Source organism: Paenibacillus cineris (genome assembly GCF_018333335.1).
GTDB classification, from domain to species: Bacteria; Bacillota; Bacilli; order Paenibacillales; family Paenibacillaceae; genus Paenibacillus_AQ; species Paenibacillus_AQ favisporus.
Genome location: NZ_BORU01000001.1, coordinates 1,309,997 through 1,327,700 on the forward strand (window position 1 = coordinate 1,309,997; position 17,704 = coordinate 1,327,700).

A 17,704-nucleotide genomic window follows, 5' to 3' on the forward strand; every position below is an offset into this window, starting at 1 on the left:
GTTGCTGCTATTGTTCCCATGGAGTCAGGGGAGTAAACTCGCAGGGCAGGTGCGCTACTTTCTTTTTCGGTAGCCGCTCGGGGTGGCCGATACGAATTTTTTGAACTGCCGCATGAAGTGGGTTTCGTTCTCATATCCGCACATCTTGGCGATGCCGCCGATGGAGAGGGAGCTGTTATCCAGCAAATACTTCGCGTACTCCAGCCTGCTGTTGATCATGTCGGACGAAACCGAGCATCCGAACAAATCCTTGTACAGATGCTGAAAATAAGATTTGCTCAGGTTGACGCTTGCCGCGAGCTCGTCCAGGGAGTAGGAGGCCTGCGGTGAACGGTACAGCTCGCTGCGGATTTCCGACAGCTGGTGCAAATACCGGCCGGCATTTCCCTGGGCAGGGGGCAGGTGCCGCCAATTGGCGAGCTTCATCAGCAGGCTGCGCAGGTCCAGGTCGATAATTTCCAAACGGTGGGGCCCGCCCAGCCAGTTCACGTTTTGAAGCTCCATGATGCCCCTGGACACGGACGCCGGGTAAGCCGCTTCGGCCGGACGGTCAAGCGGAAGCTGAAGCTGCTGCAGATATGCGCCAAGCTCCGTTCCTTCACAGTGGAACCAGTCGTTGACGAAGGGCTTCTCCAAGTCCCGGTACATGTAAGGCGTGCTGGGCTGCATCAAGATGTAGGCATTGTTATCCACGGTATAAGCCGTGCCGTTAATCACCACTTCCGCCTTGCTCCGAAAAAGGACAAAAGCGTAATTCCCGGCCCCGCTGCTGCGGTCGATCCGGATCCCGTCCGAGTGAACGAAGTTGTGCCCGCAGCTGACTAATTGAATCATAAATGCCTCCTCCATAAAAAGCACGATAGGTCAGTTTTTGGCCAGTATAAATCATTGTGGCATAACGTACAAGCTACTATACTGTGTGGGAGAAAACCGGGAAAGAGGAGGCTATTGGATGAGCAGCGTATTAAACGTGGACACGATTAAAGGCAAAATCAATAAAAACATTTACGGACACTTCTCGGAGCATTTGGGGCGGTGCATTTACGAAGGCATCTGGGTCGGGGAGGATTCGCCGATTCCGAACACGAACGGCATCCGCAATGACGTCGTGGAGGCGCTAAAGCAAATCCGGGTACCGGTGCTGCGCTGGCCGGGCGGCTGTTTTGCGGACGAGTACCATTGGAAGGACGGCATCGGACCGCGGGAAAACCGCAAACGGATGATTAATACCCACTGGGGCGGCGTGGTGGAGAACAATCACTTTGGTACGCATGAATTCATGGAATTATGTGCCCAAATCGGCTGTGAGCCTTATATTAACGGCAATGTTGGAAGCGGTACCGTGCAGGAAATGTCGGAATGGGTGGAGTACCTGACCTTCGGAGGCGTATCGCCGATGGCAGAGCTGCGCGAAGAGAACGGGCGCGAACAGCCTTGGTCGGTCACCTATTTTGGCGTAGGCAATGAAAACTGGGGATGCGGCGGCAACATGCGGCCGGAATACTATGCGGATTTGTACCGCCAGTACCAGACGTATGTCCGCAACTACGGGGACAACCGGATTCACCGCATCGCCTGCGGCCCGAACTCGGACGATTACAACTGGATGGACGTGCTGATGCGTGAGGCCGCACGGTATATGGATTCCATTACGCTGCACTATTATACCGTCCCGGGAACATGGGGGAACAAGGGGCCGGCTACCGGATTCAGCCGCGAAGAATGGTTCACCACGCTGGAAAAGGCGCTGTTTATGGATGAGCTCATCACCAAGCACAGCACGATTATGGACAAATATGACCCTGACCAACGGATCGGACTGATCGTCGACGAATGGGGAACGTGGTATGACGTGGAACCGGGAACCAATCCGGGATTCCTGTATCAGCAAAACTCGCTGCGGGACGCGCTCGTGGCGGGATTGACCCTGAACATTTTCCATAAGCACTGCAACCGGGTGCGGATGGCCAACATCGCCCAGACGATCAACGTGCTGCAGGCAGTCATTTTGACCGAAGGCGAAAAAATCGCCTTGACCCCGACGTACCATGTGTTCGATATGTACAAAGTGCATCAGGATGCGGAGCTGCTGGATCTGAATCTGGAAAGCGGTACATACAGCGCCTTCGGCCGGTCCATTCCGGAAGTGACGGGAACCGCCTCGCGGGACGCCGAAGGAAAAATCCATATCAGCTTGTGCAATTTGAACGACGAGAGCGCTTCGACCGTAACGATCGATCTGCGCGGCATTTCGGCGGCATCGCTGACGGTGACCGGAACGACGCTGACCTCGGAGGAGCTGGATGCGCATAACACGTTTGAACAGCCCGACCGGATCGCGCCGAAGCCGTTCGATGCGTTCAAGACGGATGGGACGCACCTGGTCGTCGAGCTGCCTTCCAAGTCGGTGACTGTGCTCGAACTGGTCTAAGTAAGTCTGCTTTGGGCTTGCCGGCGGGGATGCGGGGGATAGGCGCACCGCTTCGCCGCAAGTGGAGCAGCGGATCCTTCTTAGGATCGCATGACAACCGCGTGCAGCGGAAGTTTTTCTTGCCATCCGGATCATGAAGGACAGCAGTTATACGTTCCAATAATAAAAAAGCAATCTCCACAGCGCTGTCGTGAACAGCCCCGGAGATTGCTTTTGTTGTAGTTTCGTCGTTATTTCAGTTTCAGAATGCCCGTTGTGTCAAGCAGCACGAGCAGCACCAGAATCGGCGCCACGTAGCGGAGCATGAACAGCCATACCCGGAACCATCCCGATTTGAGGCCGGCCGCTTCGGCAGCGCCTTTCCAGAAGTACCCGGCGAAAATGGTGGTGATCAGCCCGCCGACCGGCAGCAAAATGTTGGATGTAATGAAGTCGAGCCAGTCAAAGAAGTTTTTGCTGCCCATTTCCGACAGCCCCGGCACGATGCCGAAGGAGAGCGCAGACGGAAGGCCGATCAGCAGCACGAGCACGCTGATGATGACAACCGATTTCGTACGGCCCCACTTCCAGCGGTCCATCAGGTATGTTACCGGCACTTCCAGCAGCGATACCGCCGACGTCAAGGCGGCGATTGCCAGCAGGACGAAGAACAGACCGCCGAAGAACGCACCAAACGGCATGGCCGAGAAGGCGGCCGGCAGGGCGATGAACACCAGACTTGGCCCGGAGTCGGGCTCGATCCCGAACGAAGCGGTTGTCGGGAAAATGATCAGCCCGGCAACGAACGCATAGATCAGGTCACCGACCCCGATGGCGATCGTGGCAGACCCAAGAGACTGGCGCTTGTCCACATAAGCACCATACGTAAGCAGAATGCCCATCCCCAACGAAAGGGAGAAAAAGGCATGTCCCAAAGCGACTAGCGCCGATTCCGGGGTCAGCTTGGAGAAGTCGGGATTCAAGAAAAACGATACGCCTTCACCCGCGCCAGGCAGGGATACGGCACGAATCATCAGGACGATGAGCAGGATGATCAATCCCGGGATCAGCACTTTGTTAAACTTTTCGATGCCGCCGGATATCCCTTTGACCACGACAAAGCCGGTAATCAGGATGGCGACAGCTTGCCATACAATCGGCATGTAGCCGCCGATAAACGAATTGAACTGTCCTTTGAAATCCGGATTGCTGTACAGGTGTCCGCTGAAAGACTGCACGGCGTAATGCAGCGTCCAGCCCGCGACGATGACGTAGAAGGTCAGAATCAGAAATGGCGCGATAACCTGCAGCAGGCCGAGACGGCCGAACACTTTGCTGCCGCCCGCTTTCACAAACGAAGTGGCCGCACTGCCTCTGCCTGCGCGTCCGATGGCAAGCTCAGCGAGCAAAACAGGTAAACCAATGACGATCAAGCACACGATAAAGAGCAGAAAGAAGGCTGCGCCGCCGTTTTGTCCGGTGATGTACGGAAATTTCCACATATTCCCGAGACCCACAGAGCTCCCGATGGCGGCCAGGATAAAGCCTGCGGATGAAAACTGGTCTTTTTTTCCTGATGCCGCTGGGTTTTTTGGTGGTGTAGTCATAGAAGTTCCCCCAGTTTATTTTTGAAAGTTCATTCTATTATAATTTAACGTCCCCGTAAAGGCATAGGAAATTTAATTTCACCCAATTAAAACAGCACGATTCCCGCAACGCCCGAGCATACGATGACGGTCACCGGATGCAGTTTGTATCTGGTGATCGCGACAAACGCCAGCACGCCGATCAGCAGCGTGGCGAAGGTCGTCCAGTGATAGATGGCTTCCGACGGATTGGGGAAACCGAAGTGGATGGCTGCATAGACGATAAGTCCGGTAATGATCGGCCGGAGGCCGTAAAAGGAGGATTTAACCCAGGGGTTAGCATTCATTCGATAAAAGAAAGCCGCAATCAGGATCACAATGAGCAGGGAAGGCAGAACGATGCCGGCGGTAGCGGTAACTGCTCCAGCCAGGCCCGCGGTCTGGTAACCGATCAGCGTCGCGCTGTTGGTGGCGATCGGGCCGGGCGACATGCCCGCGATCGATACCGTCCGCTGAAATTCCCCGGTGCTCAGCCAGCCGTGCTGCTGTACTTCGTACTGGATCATCGGGATAACCGCATAACCTCCGCCGAAGGAGAGAAACCCGATTTTTAAAAATGAGACAAATAACTGCCAGAACAGCATGGGACGCCTCCTAGATGTAATATTCGATTACGGACTCGTTCTCCTCGCGTGCCCTCTCGGTGTGAACCGGAAACCCCAGCCGCTTCTTCAGCCGGATGACGGTGATGCCGAGCACCAGCCCGACCGCTATCAGAACCATGGGGTTCAGTCCGGTCAGCAAAAGCAGGGCCAGGGAGCCTGCGGCGGTGATGACGGTCGTCCGGTCAAATAGCGCATTTTTGCCCATTTTGAACGCGGCCACTGCGATCAGTCCGATGACAGCGCCGTGAATGCCTTTGAAGGCGGCCTGGACTTTGGGCTCTTCGCGGAACATCGAGTAGAACACGCTCAGCAGAAAAACGATGATAAACGTAGGGAGCGTTATGCCCAGCGTGGCCGCCAGAGCGCCGGGGATTTTGCCCAGCCGGTATCCCAGAAAGGCCGAAGCGTTCACCCCGACGCCGCCGGGCGCCGAGCCCGCGAGCGACATTAAATCGCTCATTTCCTGGCGGTCCATCCATTTGCGTTTATCGACGAATTCCTTCTCGATCATCGGCATCATGGCGTATCCGCCGCCAAATGTCGCCGGACCGATTTTGAAAAAAATCCAAAACAATTGAAGCAGCAGATACGCTTTCGATGTCTTGTCGGTATGCACAACACGTCACCTCGAGTTAAATTCTGTCTGTATTATAACATCTTTTATTCAAAATGAAATTAACTTATTTGAAAATAGGCTGGAAGATATCGAAAGGGAAGGGAAGCAGGTAGTAACCGGGGATTGAGATATCGGCTGTGGAATGTTTGCTAGGCCATTGTAATGTCGAGGAAATTAGTGGGTTTTTTCTTATTTGTATCAAGTTTGAGAGAGGTTCCAAAAAAAGGATTTAAACCAAGCGAACTGCTCGACTTTATTTCATAATAGAATTAACTTGAGTTCAGCGAATGAGCGTATACCAAAAAACCTTAAAGACCAGCGGCCGCTTCAAGGTTTCTTGGGAGCATGCTTGTTTTTTACATAAAACACTTCGGTAGACGTCACCGTAATCTCGACGATTTGCTTGGCCGTTTAATCCGGAGACTCCGGAAAATCTTCCTCAATCCAGCGGATGACAAGCCGGCCGCCGATTTTGACGAGTCATACTGGGACTGGCTGATCTCAGTAGATTTGACGGGCACAGCTTTGTGCATGAAGGATGGGCTTCAGCAGATGCTCAAACAGGGGAACGACGATCCGCATCGGCACTGGATATACTTCCCGTTAATCGTTTCTAAATAAATCGGTCACTGGACAATTTAAATGCAGATGCCATGGAAACCGGGGGGACTCCCCTTTGGTTCGAGGCAGCCGGTACCCTGTACCCTGTGAAGAATTGGGAAAGTGCTGTTTTTTTTGAATACCCATAACTGAAAAAATCCTTTGCTTGCCGGACAAAACACCAGTTTTTTGGGAAAAGTGTACGCCGGAACACCCAGATGTACCTGTTCAGAAAATGAGGAAGTCCCTATCATCAGCAGTATAGAAAGCGCTATCATTTCGTGTTCGATGGCCGGCCGTCTGTGGCGTCAGCGTCCTGGAAGCCAGCATCCGTCAAGCGGTCCGAAATAAGGTCATCCGTAAAACGCGAAGGCGCCTCTAAGTTATTCATGCTGGGAGGAGATGATGGAATTATGATGAAGCGGTTGGGAAGGAAGATGGGGCTTATCCTGCTGGTGATGCTGGTACTGGTGCAGACCGGATGGGCTGGACAAAAGCTGAACGTGGCCGAAGCGGCTAACAAGGAGCTGGCCCAAAAGCCGTATATGGGCTGGAGCAGCTACAGTATGCAGGTGTATGATTCTGCGGGCAGCTGGACGTCGGCGGAGAGCATTAAGAAGCAGTCCGACGCGATGCGCGACAAGCTGCAGTCCCACGGATACAACTACATCAATATTGATGCGGGCTGGAACGGAGACATGGACGAATACGGCAGGCCGATTCCAAGCACGAAACTGTATCCGAACGGATTTCAGGAAGTCATCGATTACGTGCATCATAACGGGCAGAAAATCGGTATTTATCTGATTCCCGGCCTGTCGATTGATGCCTATAAGAAAGATCTCGAAGTTTATGGGACGGGCGGTGTCTGCCGGGTGCGCGACATTGCGGCACAGCCGCTCAAGATCGTCGATGCCTGGAACTCGTACACGTACAAAATCGACTTCACCAACCCGTGTGCGCAAAAGTATGTGGACTCCATTGCCGACATGCTCGGGGATTGGGGGATCGATTTCGTCAAATTCGACAGTGTCACCCCTGGGTCGGGCAACAACAACCTGAACCTCGACTCCCGCGGGGACGTGAAGGCCTGGTCCGAGGCGCTGGCACGCCACGACATTTGGTTCGAGATCTCGTGGGCACTGGACCACAACTACGTGGACTTTTGGAAAAAGTATGCCAACGGCTGGCGCATTCAATGGGATGTGGAAGCCTATGACAGCAATGTCGGGCTGACGCAGTGGGCCAATATCGCCCGCCTGTTCCCGGATGCGGCCGTATGGTGGAGGGACGCCGGGCCGGCCACCGGCTGGAACGACTTTGACTCCCTGAACGTCGGCAACGGCTCGATGGACGGCTTGACCAAAGACGAGCGCCAGACGGCCATGACCTTCTGGGCAATATCGGCGGCGCCGCTCTATATCGGCAACGATATGACCCGGCTTGATGACTACGGGCTCAAGCTGCTGACCAACGACGAGGTGATCGCCGTCAATCAGGCGGGCCGCCCGGCTCACCCGGTGTCGATGGACACCCAGCAGCAGGTGTGGTACGCCAACAACGGGGATGGTACCTACAGCGTCGCTTTGTTCAACCTGGGCAGCCGCAGTGCTGAAGTCAAGGTCAACTGGAAGGACATCGGTCTGACCGGCTCGGCCAAGGTAAGGGACTTGTGGAGCCATTCGGAGCTGGGAACTTTTGATGACGGATACGCAGCCGTATTGGAGCCGCATGCTTCCCGAATGTTCAAGGTAACGGCTGTCCAAGGAACTTCGGCAGTCAATGATGACGATACGGGCATCCGATATACCGGGGACTGGCAGCGGAACGGCGGCTACGAGCAGACGCCTGCCGTACAAAATCTGGCTGTGACGATTAAAGACTCCGCATCTATACAGGGCGTAGGGTCCGAGCAAGACACAGGCGGCGTTCACCCGGAGGCAGCAGGTGGCGCTCAACCGGAAGGAGCAGAAGTCGTTCAGCCGGAGGAAGCGGGTGACGGTCAGAAGGAATACGCAGGCGGCGTTCAGTTGGATGCAGCGAGTGATATTCAGCTGGATGGCGCTGGCCAATCCTTTGCCGAGCAGCCTGATGCAGCCGCGGGCAGCCAGACTTCTGACTCTGGGGAGGCGATTTCTAACTCCTCGGACAAGAGCGCAGCGGATGTCCCTGCTTCCGCAGAAGCGACGGTCACTCATTCGGTGTATATCAACGATAATGATCCTGGAATTACATACAGCGGTAGCTGGTCGTCACAGGGAGGCCGGTCTGCGGGTGATTATAAAGGGGATGTTCATTTTACCGAAACGGACGGCGACTTCTTCGAGTATGCCTTTAACGGCAGCGGCATTGACCTGATTACGGAGAAAGATCCGGAGCAAGGGGAGGTAGACGTCTACTTGGATGGAGCGGCTGAACCGGAAACGGTCAGCACGTATACGGAAGGCAGCAAGCAGGCGCAGCAGGTGGTGTACACCGTATCGGGACTTCCGGAAGGTCCGCATACGATCAAGGCGGTCAAAAAAACGGGCAAATATATGCTGCTGGACGCGCTGAAGGTGACGGCAAGCCATCTGATCGACCCGGTATCCGCCAGCTATGACAGGGAGAGCGCCAATCCGTCCGACCTGACCGTGAATTTGACGCTCGGGAGCGGTTCGCTTACGGGCATACGGAACGGCGCCGATGTGCTGAAGAACGGCAGCGATTATACGGTAAGCGGCGGCACGGTAACCATCAGCAAAGCTTATCTTGCCAAGCAGCCGGAGGGTCCGGCGTCGCTGAGCTTTATGTTTGAAGGTGGAGACAGCGAGGTGCTGAGCGTGGACATCCGCGGCAAAGCGGCGCAGAACAGCTCGATTGACCCGAAGAAGACCAGCTTCGACAAAAGCGCCGGCCAGCAGCAGGACTTGTCCGTGAAGCTGGGGCTTAACGGCAACACCTTGACCGCCGTAGAATACGAGGGGCAGCCTTTGACGGAGAATGAGTATGCCGCCGATCAGGATACGGTGACGATCAAGAAGGAATTTTTGGCGAGGCTGCCGGATGGCGACATCATGCTCAAATTTATGTTCAGCGCTGGCGATCCCCAAACGCTGACCGTCCATATGACCGGGGCAGAGACGGTGCGCTATACGACTCTGAACGATGACGATCCGGGTATTGTTTATCATGGAGCCTGGAACCGCAGCACCGGAAGGAATTTCGGTGACTACAAGGACGATGTGCACTATACGGAAGCCAACGGCGATTCCTTTGAGCATACGTTCCGGGGAACGGGCATCCAGTTTTTTACCGAGATCGACCCGTCGCAGGGAGACATGGATATTTACCTGGACGGCGAGTTTCAGAAGACCATCAGCTCATACAGCGAGCAGCGCCAGCCGCAGCAGAAGCTGTACAGCGTGAGCGGGCTGAAGGAAGGGTTTCATACGCTGAAAGTTGTGAAGAAATCCGGCCGCTTCATGCTGGTGGATATGCTCAAGGTCGAAATCCCCGACTTGATCAGCCCGGTATCGGCCGTGTTTGACAAGTCAGCGGATAACCAGAAGGATGTGGCGATCACCTTGCTGCAGCAGCCGCAATTGTTCAGCGGCATAGCGAACGGAAAGAACCGGCTCGTCGAAGGAACCGATTATACGGTTGAAGGCAGCCGGGTGATTCTAAGCAAAGCTTATCTGGCCGCCCAGCCGGCCGGAACGCTGCAGCTGGCGTTCGGGTTCAGCGGGGATTATCAGAACGACGTGCATTATACGGCAGCGAACGGTGATGAACTGGCCTATACGTTCAAAGGGACGGGCGTGGAGCTGGTGGGTCCCGTTGGACCGGCTCTGGGAGACATCGACGTGTACGTGGATGGCGTGCTGAAAAAGACCGTCAGCGCCTACAGCGATCAGCGCCTGGTATCACAGCCTTTATACCGTATTTCCGGTTTGAGTGACGGAACACATACGTTGAGGGCGATGAAAAAATCGGGAGATCTGATGCTCGTGGACCAGCTGAAATTCACCGTGCCTGCGGCGGGCACAGGCCCGGTAGATCCCGGCGCGCCGAACCCGCCAACAGGGCCGTCCGGTCCAACAGCACCTGGCCCGGGATCAAGCGCGGGGGGATCATCGTCAGGAGCGGCAGCTCCTCCGTCCACACCTGAACCCGGAGCTCAGGACGATACTCTGAATGAGCGGCATCCCGCATATATTCAGGGATATCCGGACGGCACCTTCCGGCCGGATAAGCCAGTTACGCGTGCCGAGATGGCGGTTATTCTGTCCAAGGCGGCTCCACAAGCGGCAGGCGATACGGCCGGTACGGCAGCCAGCGCGTTTCGCGACGTGAAGGACGGCTTCTGGGCCGGGAAGGCTATCGCTGCCGTAACGGCGGCGGGCCTGATGAAGGGCTATGAAGACGGCACCTTCAAGCCGGATCAGGCCATCACGCGCGCCGAAATGGCCACGCTGGCCAGCCGACTGAAGCCGGGTGCTTCCGCGGCAGGCAGCGGCTACCGCGATACCGCGGGCCACTGGGCGGAGAGCGCTATCGCGAAGGCGCAGGGAGCCGGCATTCTGAACGGCTACCCGGACGGCACCTTCCGCCCGTCCAAGGCGCTGACGCGCGCGGAGGCGGTAACGGCACTGAACCGCGCGCTCGGCCGCGGACCGCTCTATGGAACGGCCGCGCTGCCTTGGAGCGATGTGCCTGCTGAATATTGGGCGTATAAGGATATCGCCGAAGCCTCGCTGGATCATCCGGTGAAGGCAAGAGTAGCAGGCGGGGAAGAGTGGGTTGGGGAGACGGTTAAGCAGCCGTAAAAATACATCATCCAGGGGATCCGCATCGCAGATCCCTTGGAAAAATGACCTGTAAAATGCAGCAGGCCGCCGAAGCACCGGCGGCCTGCTGCATGTTTTATGGACACAGATAAAAAATACTGGACTACTCGTTCCAGTTCGTATATACTTGTGCTCAAAGGGAGGTGGCGCCGATGGGCCGCACCAAAGAATTTGACCGGGATCAAGTGCTCCGCAAAGCGATGACGGTGTTCTGGGAGAAAGGTTACGAAGCGACAAGCATACCGGATTTGCTGGAAGCGATGGGTCTTAGCCGTTCCAGTTTGTATGAAACGTTTCAGGATAAGCAGTCCCTGTATTACGAGGCGATCCAGCACTACAAAAAGATGTCGCAAAGAAAGCGGGATGTGTTAATCGCCGCTCCTACCACCATTGAGGGCATCCGGCAGTATTTCGAGATCCATATCACGAGCGCTTTTGCCGCGCAGGACGAAGTCCTTCCCAATGGATGCATGATTACGAACGCAGCTCTTAGTATCGACGCCATGGACGAACCGCTGCAGAACATGGTCAAGAAGAGCTTTGATGAACTGGAACAGCTGTTTTACGAAAAATTAAAGCGAGGACAAGAGACCGGAGAAATTTCTCCCGACAAAGACATTCGTCTCCTATCGTTCATGCTGCTCAATCTCAACCACAGCGTTAACGTGATGGCGAAAATTCAGCAGGACAGCACCAAGGCGCGGGAGATGATGGAAATGGTGCTGGGCATGCTGTAACGAGCCTCCGCTCCTGATTCGGCAACAAAAACTTCCGTAAGCGGTCTGACTTCTGCGAAGAATCGTCGGCAGGCATCTTTTTAGCCATACTGGAACGACTGTTCCGAAAAAAAGAATTTCAGAGAAAAAATATTTTATGTTAAAAAACAATAGGCGGACTGTTCCTAAACTGGAACGATTGTTCCGGAAAAGGGATGCCTTACAAACAAAGGAGAAATGTTATGAGTACCATCGCAAAAGAAAAGCCTCACGCCGCTGCCGTTTCATCCTGGATCAACCTGATCCTCGCCGTCGCTTGCGGCATCATCGCGGCCAACCTGTATTATGCCCAGCCTCTCGTAGGATCGATCAGCTCAGCCCTGGGATTATCCTCCGGAGCTGCGGGATTGATCGTTACCCTGACTCAGATCGGTTACGGAATCGGCCTGTTATTGATCGTGCCCTTAGGGGATTTGCTTGAAAACCGCAAGCTTGTGGTCACCCTGCTGATCTTTAACGTGATCGTGCTTCTCCTCGCTGCTGAAGTCCGTAACGCGGCTTTGTTTCTTGCGGCATCGCTGTTTATCGGCGTAGGGTCCGTTGCCGCCCAGATCCTGGTTCCTTATGCAGCTCATCTGTCTCCTGAGGAAACGCGGGGACGCAATGTGGGGAATGTCATGAGCGGCCTGCTCCTTGGCATTATGCTCGCCCGTCCGGCTGCCAGCTTGGTGGAAGACTTCCTTGGATGGCACGCCATCTTTATTCTGTCCGCCGTTCTGATTCTGATGCTTGCGCTGGTGCTGGCTAAGGCGCTTCCGGCAAGACGCCCGCAAACATCCATCAGCTACCCGGAGATCCTTTCATCAATGCTGAAGCTGCTGAAAACGACGCCGATTTTGCGGCGCAGAGCACTTTACCACGCGTTTCTGTTTGCTTCCTTCAGCCTGTTTTGGACAACGGTTCCTATGCTGCTGGTCAGCCCGGCATTTCATTTTTCCCAGACAGGGGTCGCCCTGTTCGCCCTGGTAGGGGTAGCCGGAGCAGCGGCTGCGCCGGTTGCCGGCCGCCTTGCCGATAAAGGGTGGATCCGCCCCGGTACAGGGATCGCCCTTGGACTCGCGGTCGTTTCCATGCTCCTGCCTATTGTGATCCATGGCGGTTCCCTGCTATCGATCATCAGCCTGGTCGTGGCCGCCATTGTACTGGATATGGCCGTTTCCGCCAATTTGGTGCTCGGGCAGCGTTCCATTTTCGCACTGGGTGCAGAGCTTCGCAGCCGGCTGAACGGCTTGTTCATGGCTATCTTTTTCGCCGGCGGGGCTATTGGTTCCGCAGTAGGCGGATGGGCGTATGCACAAGGCGGATGGGAAGCGGCCATATGGCTTGGCGTTCTTTTTCCGGTGCTGGCTTTGCTCTACTTCTTAACGGAGAAAAAAGAAGCGAAATAACAAGTTTGGTATCATCCGGAAGATCGCTGGTAGATTTCTCAAAAAAGCAACCGTACAAGGGGAATGACCCCGTTTAAGGCAGGTATCAAAACACCTTTCACGTTTTAAGCAGCCAGTCGTCGATCATGAATCGGCGGCTGGCTATTTAGTTTCGCTTTTATACCTCCCTGAGAGAAATGCTATATCCTACCCGTCTAATTCTCGGACAATAGTATGTTAATCTCAGTCTCCGGCGACGCCGGCGTGGCGAGAAGCTGCTGTCCTACAGGCCAGTGATAATGAACCGTTTCCGTTACAGGATCGATTTCGACGGTATAAAGCGTGCCGAAATGTTTCGAAAACTTGCGATGATACAACGGTTCTTTATGAAAATCCTGAGGCGATACGGCACCGCCCATTCTGAGGAGATGGTCGAACCGCTCCACGGTCCGGTGTTCGTCGTGCGCGGAATTTTGAACTTGGCTCTGATGATTTGTGCAGCAAATGAGACCGTCAGCTGCGCTCACGCCTTCCGGCGAAGTGTAGACGACGCTGAAACAGCCCTTCCGATCCAAAAGCGAGATGTTTTGAACAAGCCGATGGGGGATCGAGTTCAGACGTTCCACTGCCTCAGGAACCGTTGCCGAAGTGGCCAAGAGATAGCGGACAATGAGCGGAATGCTGAAACCGTTACCTACCGTGAAGTCCCCGCCAAACGTGATGGCCGCTGCGAGACCGTGATGGTTCAGGCCATCGAGATAGCCCCAGCCGCCTTCGGCGGAACCCATGATCCACCCTCCATCAGGCAATGGCTCGTAACGGAATACGCCGCTGAACCCGTCCAAGCTGAAGTCGTAATTTCGGATTAAAGTAGGATGGCCTAATCGGTGGGATATCGAGTTGCTGCAGCCGGAGAAGAAGGGAGGGAGGTTATACATAGCAAGCAGCTGAGCTTCGCCGGGACGGTCTGGTGAAACGGACAGCAAGGCCTCGTACTCGGGGAGCAGTTCGGGCATGAAATGACGGAGAGCAAGCCGTACTTTCTCGGGATCCATGGGATTCTGGGGACGGAACGCCTCCATATTCCAGTGCTGGGCGATATGGGAAGCCCATACCGCAGGATGCGATGAAAGCGCCGGCAGCCGCTTAAACCAAAACGGTTTCGTTTCATTTACCATCTCTGAGTCTCCTTTTCATGAATCAAGTTTGAAGAATCCTTCACCTGCTACGTTAACGCAATCGAGTCCGTTCCGCCTGTTCATTTGTGCGGTCTTTGGATAGCCCAGCAGCCGATAGGATCAAATGAATGGCTTTCATCAAAAAAAAAAGCCCGGCTGCTGTACTGCGAAGCGCCGGACTGCGGATATTCGTAGGATGTAACCGGATTGGTTCTTCGATTGAGGCATTTAAGGAAACAGCCTGCTTTCTTAACCCGTTCTTGTACCATGCTGCCTGGGAGCCTGGATTACCGGGCGGTTTGCGTTGACTCCCGGAACAGCGGCTTGGTCTGAATATGCGTGACCTGGTAAGGCTGCTCCGGCTCCTTAATCCGGGAGAGCAGCATATTAGCGGCGGTGATGCCCATCTCGTCACTATAGATGTGCACGGTCGTCAAACGAGGCTCGACAATGCGCGACTCGGGCGCATCGTCGAATCCGGCCACGACGATTTTCTCCGGAATGGCGATCTGACGGTTCTTCAAAGCCTTCATCACGTTGACCGCGATAAAGTCATTCGCGCATACAAAGCCCGAGGGCGTGTCTGGCATCTTGTCCAGCCGCTGCTCCATCCAGTCGGACTCCGAGAAAAATTCGCGGTCCGGTTCCAGGACGCACTGGCTGCGGTCCAGCGGAATTCCCGCTTCCGCAAGGGCCCGGTTAAAGCCGGCCCAGCGCTCGTTGAAGCTTTTACAGTGGTTGTAGTCGCCGATAAAACCGAGCGAGCCGCAGCCGTCCTCGATAAGCCGTTTGGTCATGAAATAGGTGCTGTGTTCGTTTTCCATCAGAAGCAGGTCGGCTTCAAGGTCGGGATAAGACATGTCCGCCGCGCAGTCAATGAATATGGTCGGGAGCCCCAGGCTCGTGATGAGCTTGCTGTATTCCATGTCGAACAGTTCGATGCAGATGATGCCGTCCACCTTGGACGCTTCAAAATTGTTCGGAAGCTGGAGGGAGCTTCGCTCGATGTCCCTTACGATATGGATGGACAAATTGTAGCCTTCGCCGCTGATGCGTTTCTCCAGTCCGCTGATCAGCTTGGCCCCGAAATGCGACATGCTGGGCATGTTTTGCGTCAGCAGGGCGATATTACCCGGGTTTTTTGGCATCAGGCTTTCGGTTTCCATATATGCGAACTGCTTGTACTTCAGCTCGATTGCTTTCTTGATCACCCGGTTGCGGGTCTCGCCCGGTATGCTGTCGCTGCCGTTCAGCGCTTTGGACGCCGTGTTCCGGGAAATGCCCAGCGCATCGGCGATATCTTGAATGGTGACTTTCTCTTTCCCCATGTATTCGATGTTCACCTCTAACGATTATTAGTACGGAAGCAAGTTCCTCCTCATAAACCTGCATGCATTCGATCTCAGGTATCCTATGACCAATGTATACCAGATTGCTTCAAATAGCAATGTTAACTTTACAAATGCACAAATATATAATGCCTTCATTGTGCAAAATGACATGCAACACAGATGGATGACTTTACATAGGCAATTATTATACAAACAGCAGAATCCGAACCGACAGACCGCGCTTTGAAAAGATATAGTTGGTCCCTAAATTGACGGAAAAAGTGACATTTTAGCAAAATAATGAACCTCTATGAACAAATTATATTGGTCAATTGCACAAATAAATATTTACAAAAGTTATTGACGAACATTACATCGTCTGCTAAATTGTAAAAGCAGCGATACGGTGCAGGTGCGAATGTAAGCCCTTACGGTATGCGGCGTGTAAACTTTTTGTGCAAAGAACGGAGGTCACGGTTTTGGAAAATACGGTAGAAGTGGATCCAAGGGCGGCGGCAGTGAGGAGGAAGAGCTCTGCGGGGCGGGTGCTGCAGACGGTCAGAAAGCATTATTTTCTGTACGTGCTGCTGGCTCCGGCGCTTATTCTGACCCTGATTTTCAAATATGTCCCGATGTACGGGGCGATTATCGCCTTTAAGGATTTCAGCCCGATCAAGGGCATCATGGGCAGCGACTGGGCCGGACTGAAGCATTTTGAGAAGTTTCTCTCCTCGCCTAATTTCGACGTCATATTTATGAATACGCTTAAACTCAGTTTCTTCGGCCTGATTTTCAGCTTTCCCGTGCCGATCCTGCTGGCGCTCATGCTCAATCAGGTCCGGAGGGCGGGGGTGAAGAAGAACGTTCAGCTGTTTCTGTACGCGCCGAACTTCATTTCGGCGGTTGTCATCGTGGGCATGCTGTTCATCTTTTTGTCCCCGACGGGACCGGTCAACCATCTGTTGACATGGATCACGGAAGAGCCGCTGATGTTTATGTCCGAGCCGAAATATTTCCGCTGGATCTACATCCTCTCCGACATCTGGCAGGGCGCCGGCTGGGCATCGATCATTTACGTGGCTGCTCTGGCGAACGTCGACCCGGAGCTGCACAATGCGGCAAGCCTGGACGGGGCGAACCTGCTCCAGCGCATCCGCCACATCGACCTGCCGACGATCCGGCCGATCATGGCCATCGTGTTCATTTTGGCGGCGGGAGGCATCATGTCGATCGGGTTTGAAAAAGCGTACCTGATGCAGACCTCGATGAACCTTCCGGCTTCCGAGATCATCGCCACCTATGTGTACAAAGTCGGTTTGCAGTCCGGCGACTATGCGTATTCCGCGGCGGTCGGCCTGTTCAACTCGGTGATCAACGTCGTGCTGCTGCTCACGGTCAACTTTATCGTCAAGAGGCTTAATGAGGGCGAAGGACTTTATTAGGAAGGAGCTTATCAACTATGGCTGTTAAACATTCGCCGTTTGACCGGTTTCTGCTGATTCTGAACGGCCTGTTCCTGACGGTGGCGGTGCTGCTGATCGTCGTGCCGCTCGTATACGTCGCGGTGGCGTCATTTATGGATCCGACCGTGCTGCTGAATCAGGGCCTGTCGTTTCGCATTTCGGACTGGAGCCTGGAGGGCTACCGGAAAATATTGTCCAACCCGGCTATGCTGCGGGGCTTCGGCAATTCCGTATTTTACTCCGCTGCATTTGCCCTCGTTACCGTGACTGTATCGGTATGCGCAGGCTATGCCTTGTCTGATTCGCGGCTGGCGGGCCGGAAAATTTTTATGACGCTGTTTGTGATCACGATGTTTTTCGGCGGGGGCCTGATTCCTACATATCTGCTGGTCAAGCAGCTTGGCATGCTGGATACGGTGTGGGCCATCATCATTCCGGGTGCGGTCAATGTCTGGAACATCATCCTGTCCCGGACCTTTTTCAAAGGCGTGCCGAATGAGCTGAGGGAAGCGGCCAACGTCGACGGCGCGACGGAGGCGGGCATTTTTTTCCGGATCGTGCTGCCGCTCTCCAAACCGATTATTTTTGTGCTGGCTCTCTATGCTTTTGTCGGGCAGTGGAATTCCTATTTCGACGCGATGATTTACCTCGAGGATGCGAAGCTTCATCCGCTGCAGCTCGTGCTGCGCTCGATCCTGATCCAGAACCAGGCGGCGCCGGGCATGATCAGCGACCAGCTGGCGATGAACGAGCTCAAGCGCCTCTCGGAAATGATCAAATACTCGGCGATCGTCATTTCCAGTCTGCCGCTGCTCGTCATGTATCCGTTTTTCCAAAAGTATTTCGAAAAAGGTGTGATGGTCGGTTCCCTGAAATAGGGACG

Annotated in this window: 12 protein-coding genes; 6 read left to right on the forward strand and 6 right to left on the reverse strand. The window is 54.5% G+C overall.

Translation table 11 applies throughout. The features are described from left to right. Nucleotides 1-54: 54 nt before the first annotated feature. On the reverse strand, nucleotides 55-834 hold the full coding sequence (locus KI379_RS06410; protein WP_212983103.1) for a helix-turn-helix domain-containing protein: 780 nt from the start codon (nucleotides 832-834) through the stop codon (nucleotides 55-57). A gap of 118 nt (nucleotides 835-952) precedes the next feature. Between KI379_RS06410 and KI379_RS06415 the strand changes: the two genes are divergently transcribed. Next, the gene (locus KI379_RS06415; protein WP_212983104.1) at nucleotides 953-2,431 is read left to right on the forward strand and encodes an alpha-N-arabinofuranosidase; all 1,479 of its coding nucleotides are present in this window, start codon (nucleotides 953-955) and stop codon (nucleotides 2,429-2,431) included. Nucleotides 2,432-2,661: 230 nt separating this feature from the next. Here KI379_RS06415 and KI379_RS06420 read toward each other — a convergent pair whose 3' ends face one another. The 3 genes from KI379_RS06420 to KI379_RS06430 form a co-directional block, all read right to left on the reverse strand. After that, a complete protein-coding gene (locus KI379_RS06420) occupies nucleotides 2,662-4,017 on the reverse strand; it encodes a sodium-dependent transporter (RefSeq protein ID WP_089546393.1) in 1,356 nt (451 codons plus the stop codon). Between the two features lie 86 nt (nucleotides 4,018-4,103). Then, nucleotides 4,104-4,640, reverse strand: coding sequence for a chromate transporter (locus KI379_RS06425; protein ID WP_084203786.1), 537 nt, complete (start codon nucleotides 4,638-4,640; stop codon nucleotides 4,104-4,106). A 10-nt stretch (nucleotides 4,641-4,650) separates the two neighbouring features. Then, nucleotides 4,651-5,277 (reverse strand): chromate transporter, encoded by a 627-nt coding sequence (locus KI379_RS06430; RefSeq protein WP_212983105.1) that lies wholly within the window; start codon nucleotides 5,275-5,277, stop codon nucleotides 4,651-4,653. Nucleotides 5,278-6,290: 1,013 nt separating this feature from the next. Here KI379_RS06430 and KI379_RS06435 point away from each other — a divergent pair. The 3 genes from KI379_RS06435 to KI379_RS06445 all read left to right on the forward strand — a co-directional run bounded on the left by KI379_RS06435 (nucleotide 6,291) and on the right by KI379_RS06445 (nucleotide 12,870). Beyond that, complete coding sequence (locus tag KI379_RS06435; RefSeq protein ID WP_212983106.1) at nucleotides 6,291-10,685, forward strand: X2-like carbohydrate binding domain-containing protein; 4,395 nt, start codon at nucleotides 6,291-6,293, stop codon at nucleotides 10,683-10,685. 173 nt (nucleotides 10,686-10,858) lie between these two features. Then, nucleotides 10,859-11,443: a TetR/AcrR family transcriptional regulator gene (locus tag KI379_RS06440; protein ID WP_212983107.1), complete on the forward strand. Its 585-nt coding sequence runs from the start codon at nucleotides 10,859-10,861 to the stop codon at nucleotides 11,441-11,443. 221 nt (nucleotides 11,444-11,664) lie between these two features. Continuing rightward, nucleotides 11,665-12,870 (forward strand): MFS transporter, encoded by a 1,206-nt coding sequence (locus KI379_RS06445; RefSeq protein WP_212983108.1) that lies wholly within the window; start codon nucleotides 11,665-11,667, stop codon nucleotides 12,868-12,870. 194 nt (nucleotides 12,871-13,064) lie between these two features. Here KI379_RS06445 and KI379_RS06450 read toward each other — a convergent pair whose 3' ends face one another. Together KI379_RS06450 and KI379_RS06455 are read right to left on the reverse strand one after the other, a co-directional pair. Continuing rightward, nucleotides 13,065-14,027, reverse strand: coding sequence for a C45 family autoproteolytic acyltransferase/hydolase (locus tag KI379_RS06450; RefSeq protein WP_212983109.1), 963 nt, complete (start codon nucleotides 14,025-14,027; stop codon nucleotides 13,065-13,067). Nucleotides 14,028-14,314: 287 nt separating this feature from the next. Then, on the reverse strand, nucleotides 14,315-15,355 hold the full coding sequence (locus KI379_RS06455; RefSeq protein ID WP_212983110.1) for a LacI family DNA-binding transcriptional regulator: 1,041 nt from the start codon (nucleotides 15,353-15,355) through the stop codon (nucleotides 14,315-14,317). Nucleotides 15,356-15,876: 521 nt separating this feature from the next. On the opposite strand from KI379_RS06455, the gene KI379_RS06460 reads away from it, so the two are divergent. Together KI379_RS06460 and KI379_RS06465 are read left to right on the forward strand one after the other, a co-directional pair. After that, entirely contained in the window at nucleotides 15,877-16,800 is a 924-nt protein-coding gene (locus tag KI379_RS06460; protein ID WP_244879353.1) for an ABC transporter permease, read from the forward strand. A 17-nt stretch (nucleotides 16,801-16,817) separates the two neighbouring features. Beyond that, nucleotides 16,818-17,699, forward strand: coding sequence for a carbohydrate ABC transporter permease (locus tag KI379_RS06465; RefSeq protein WP_212983112.1), 882 nt, complete (start codon nucleotides 16,818-16,820; stop codon nucleotides 17,697-17,699). The last annotated feature ends 5 nt before the right edge of the window (nucleotides 17,700-17,704 follow it).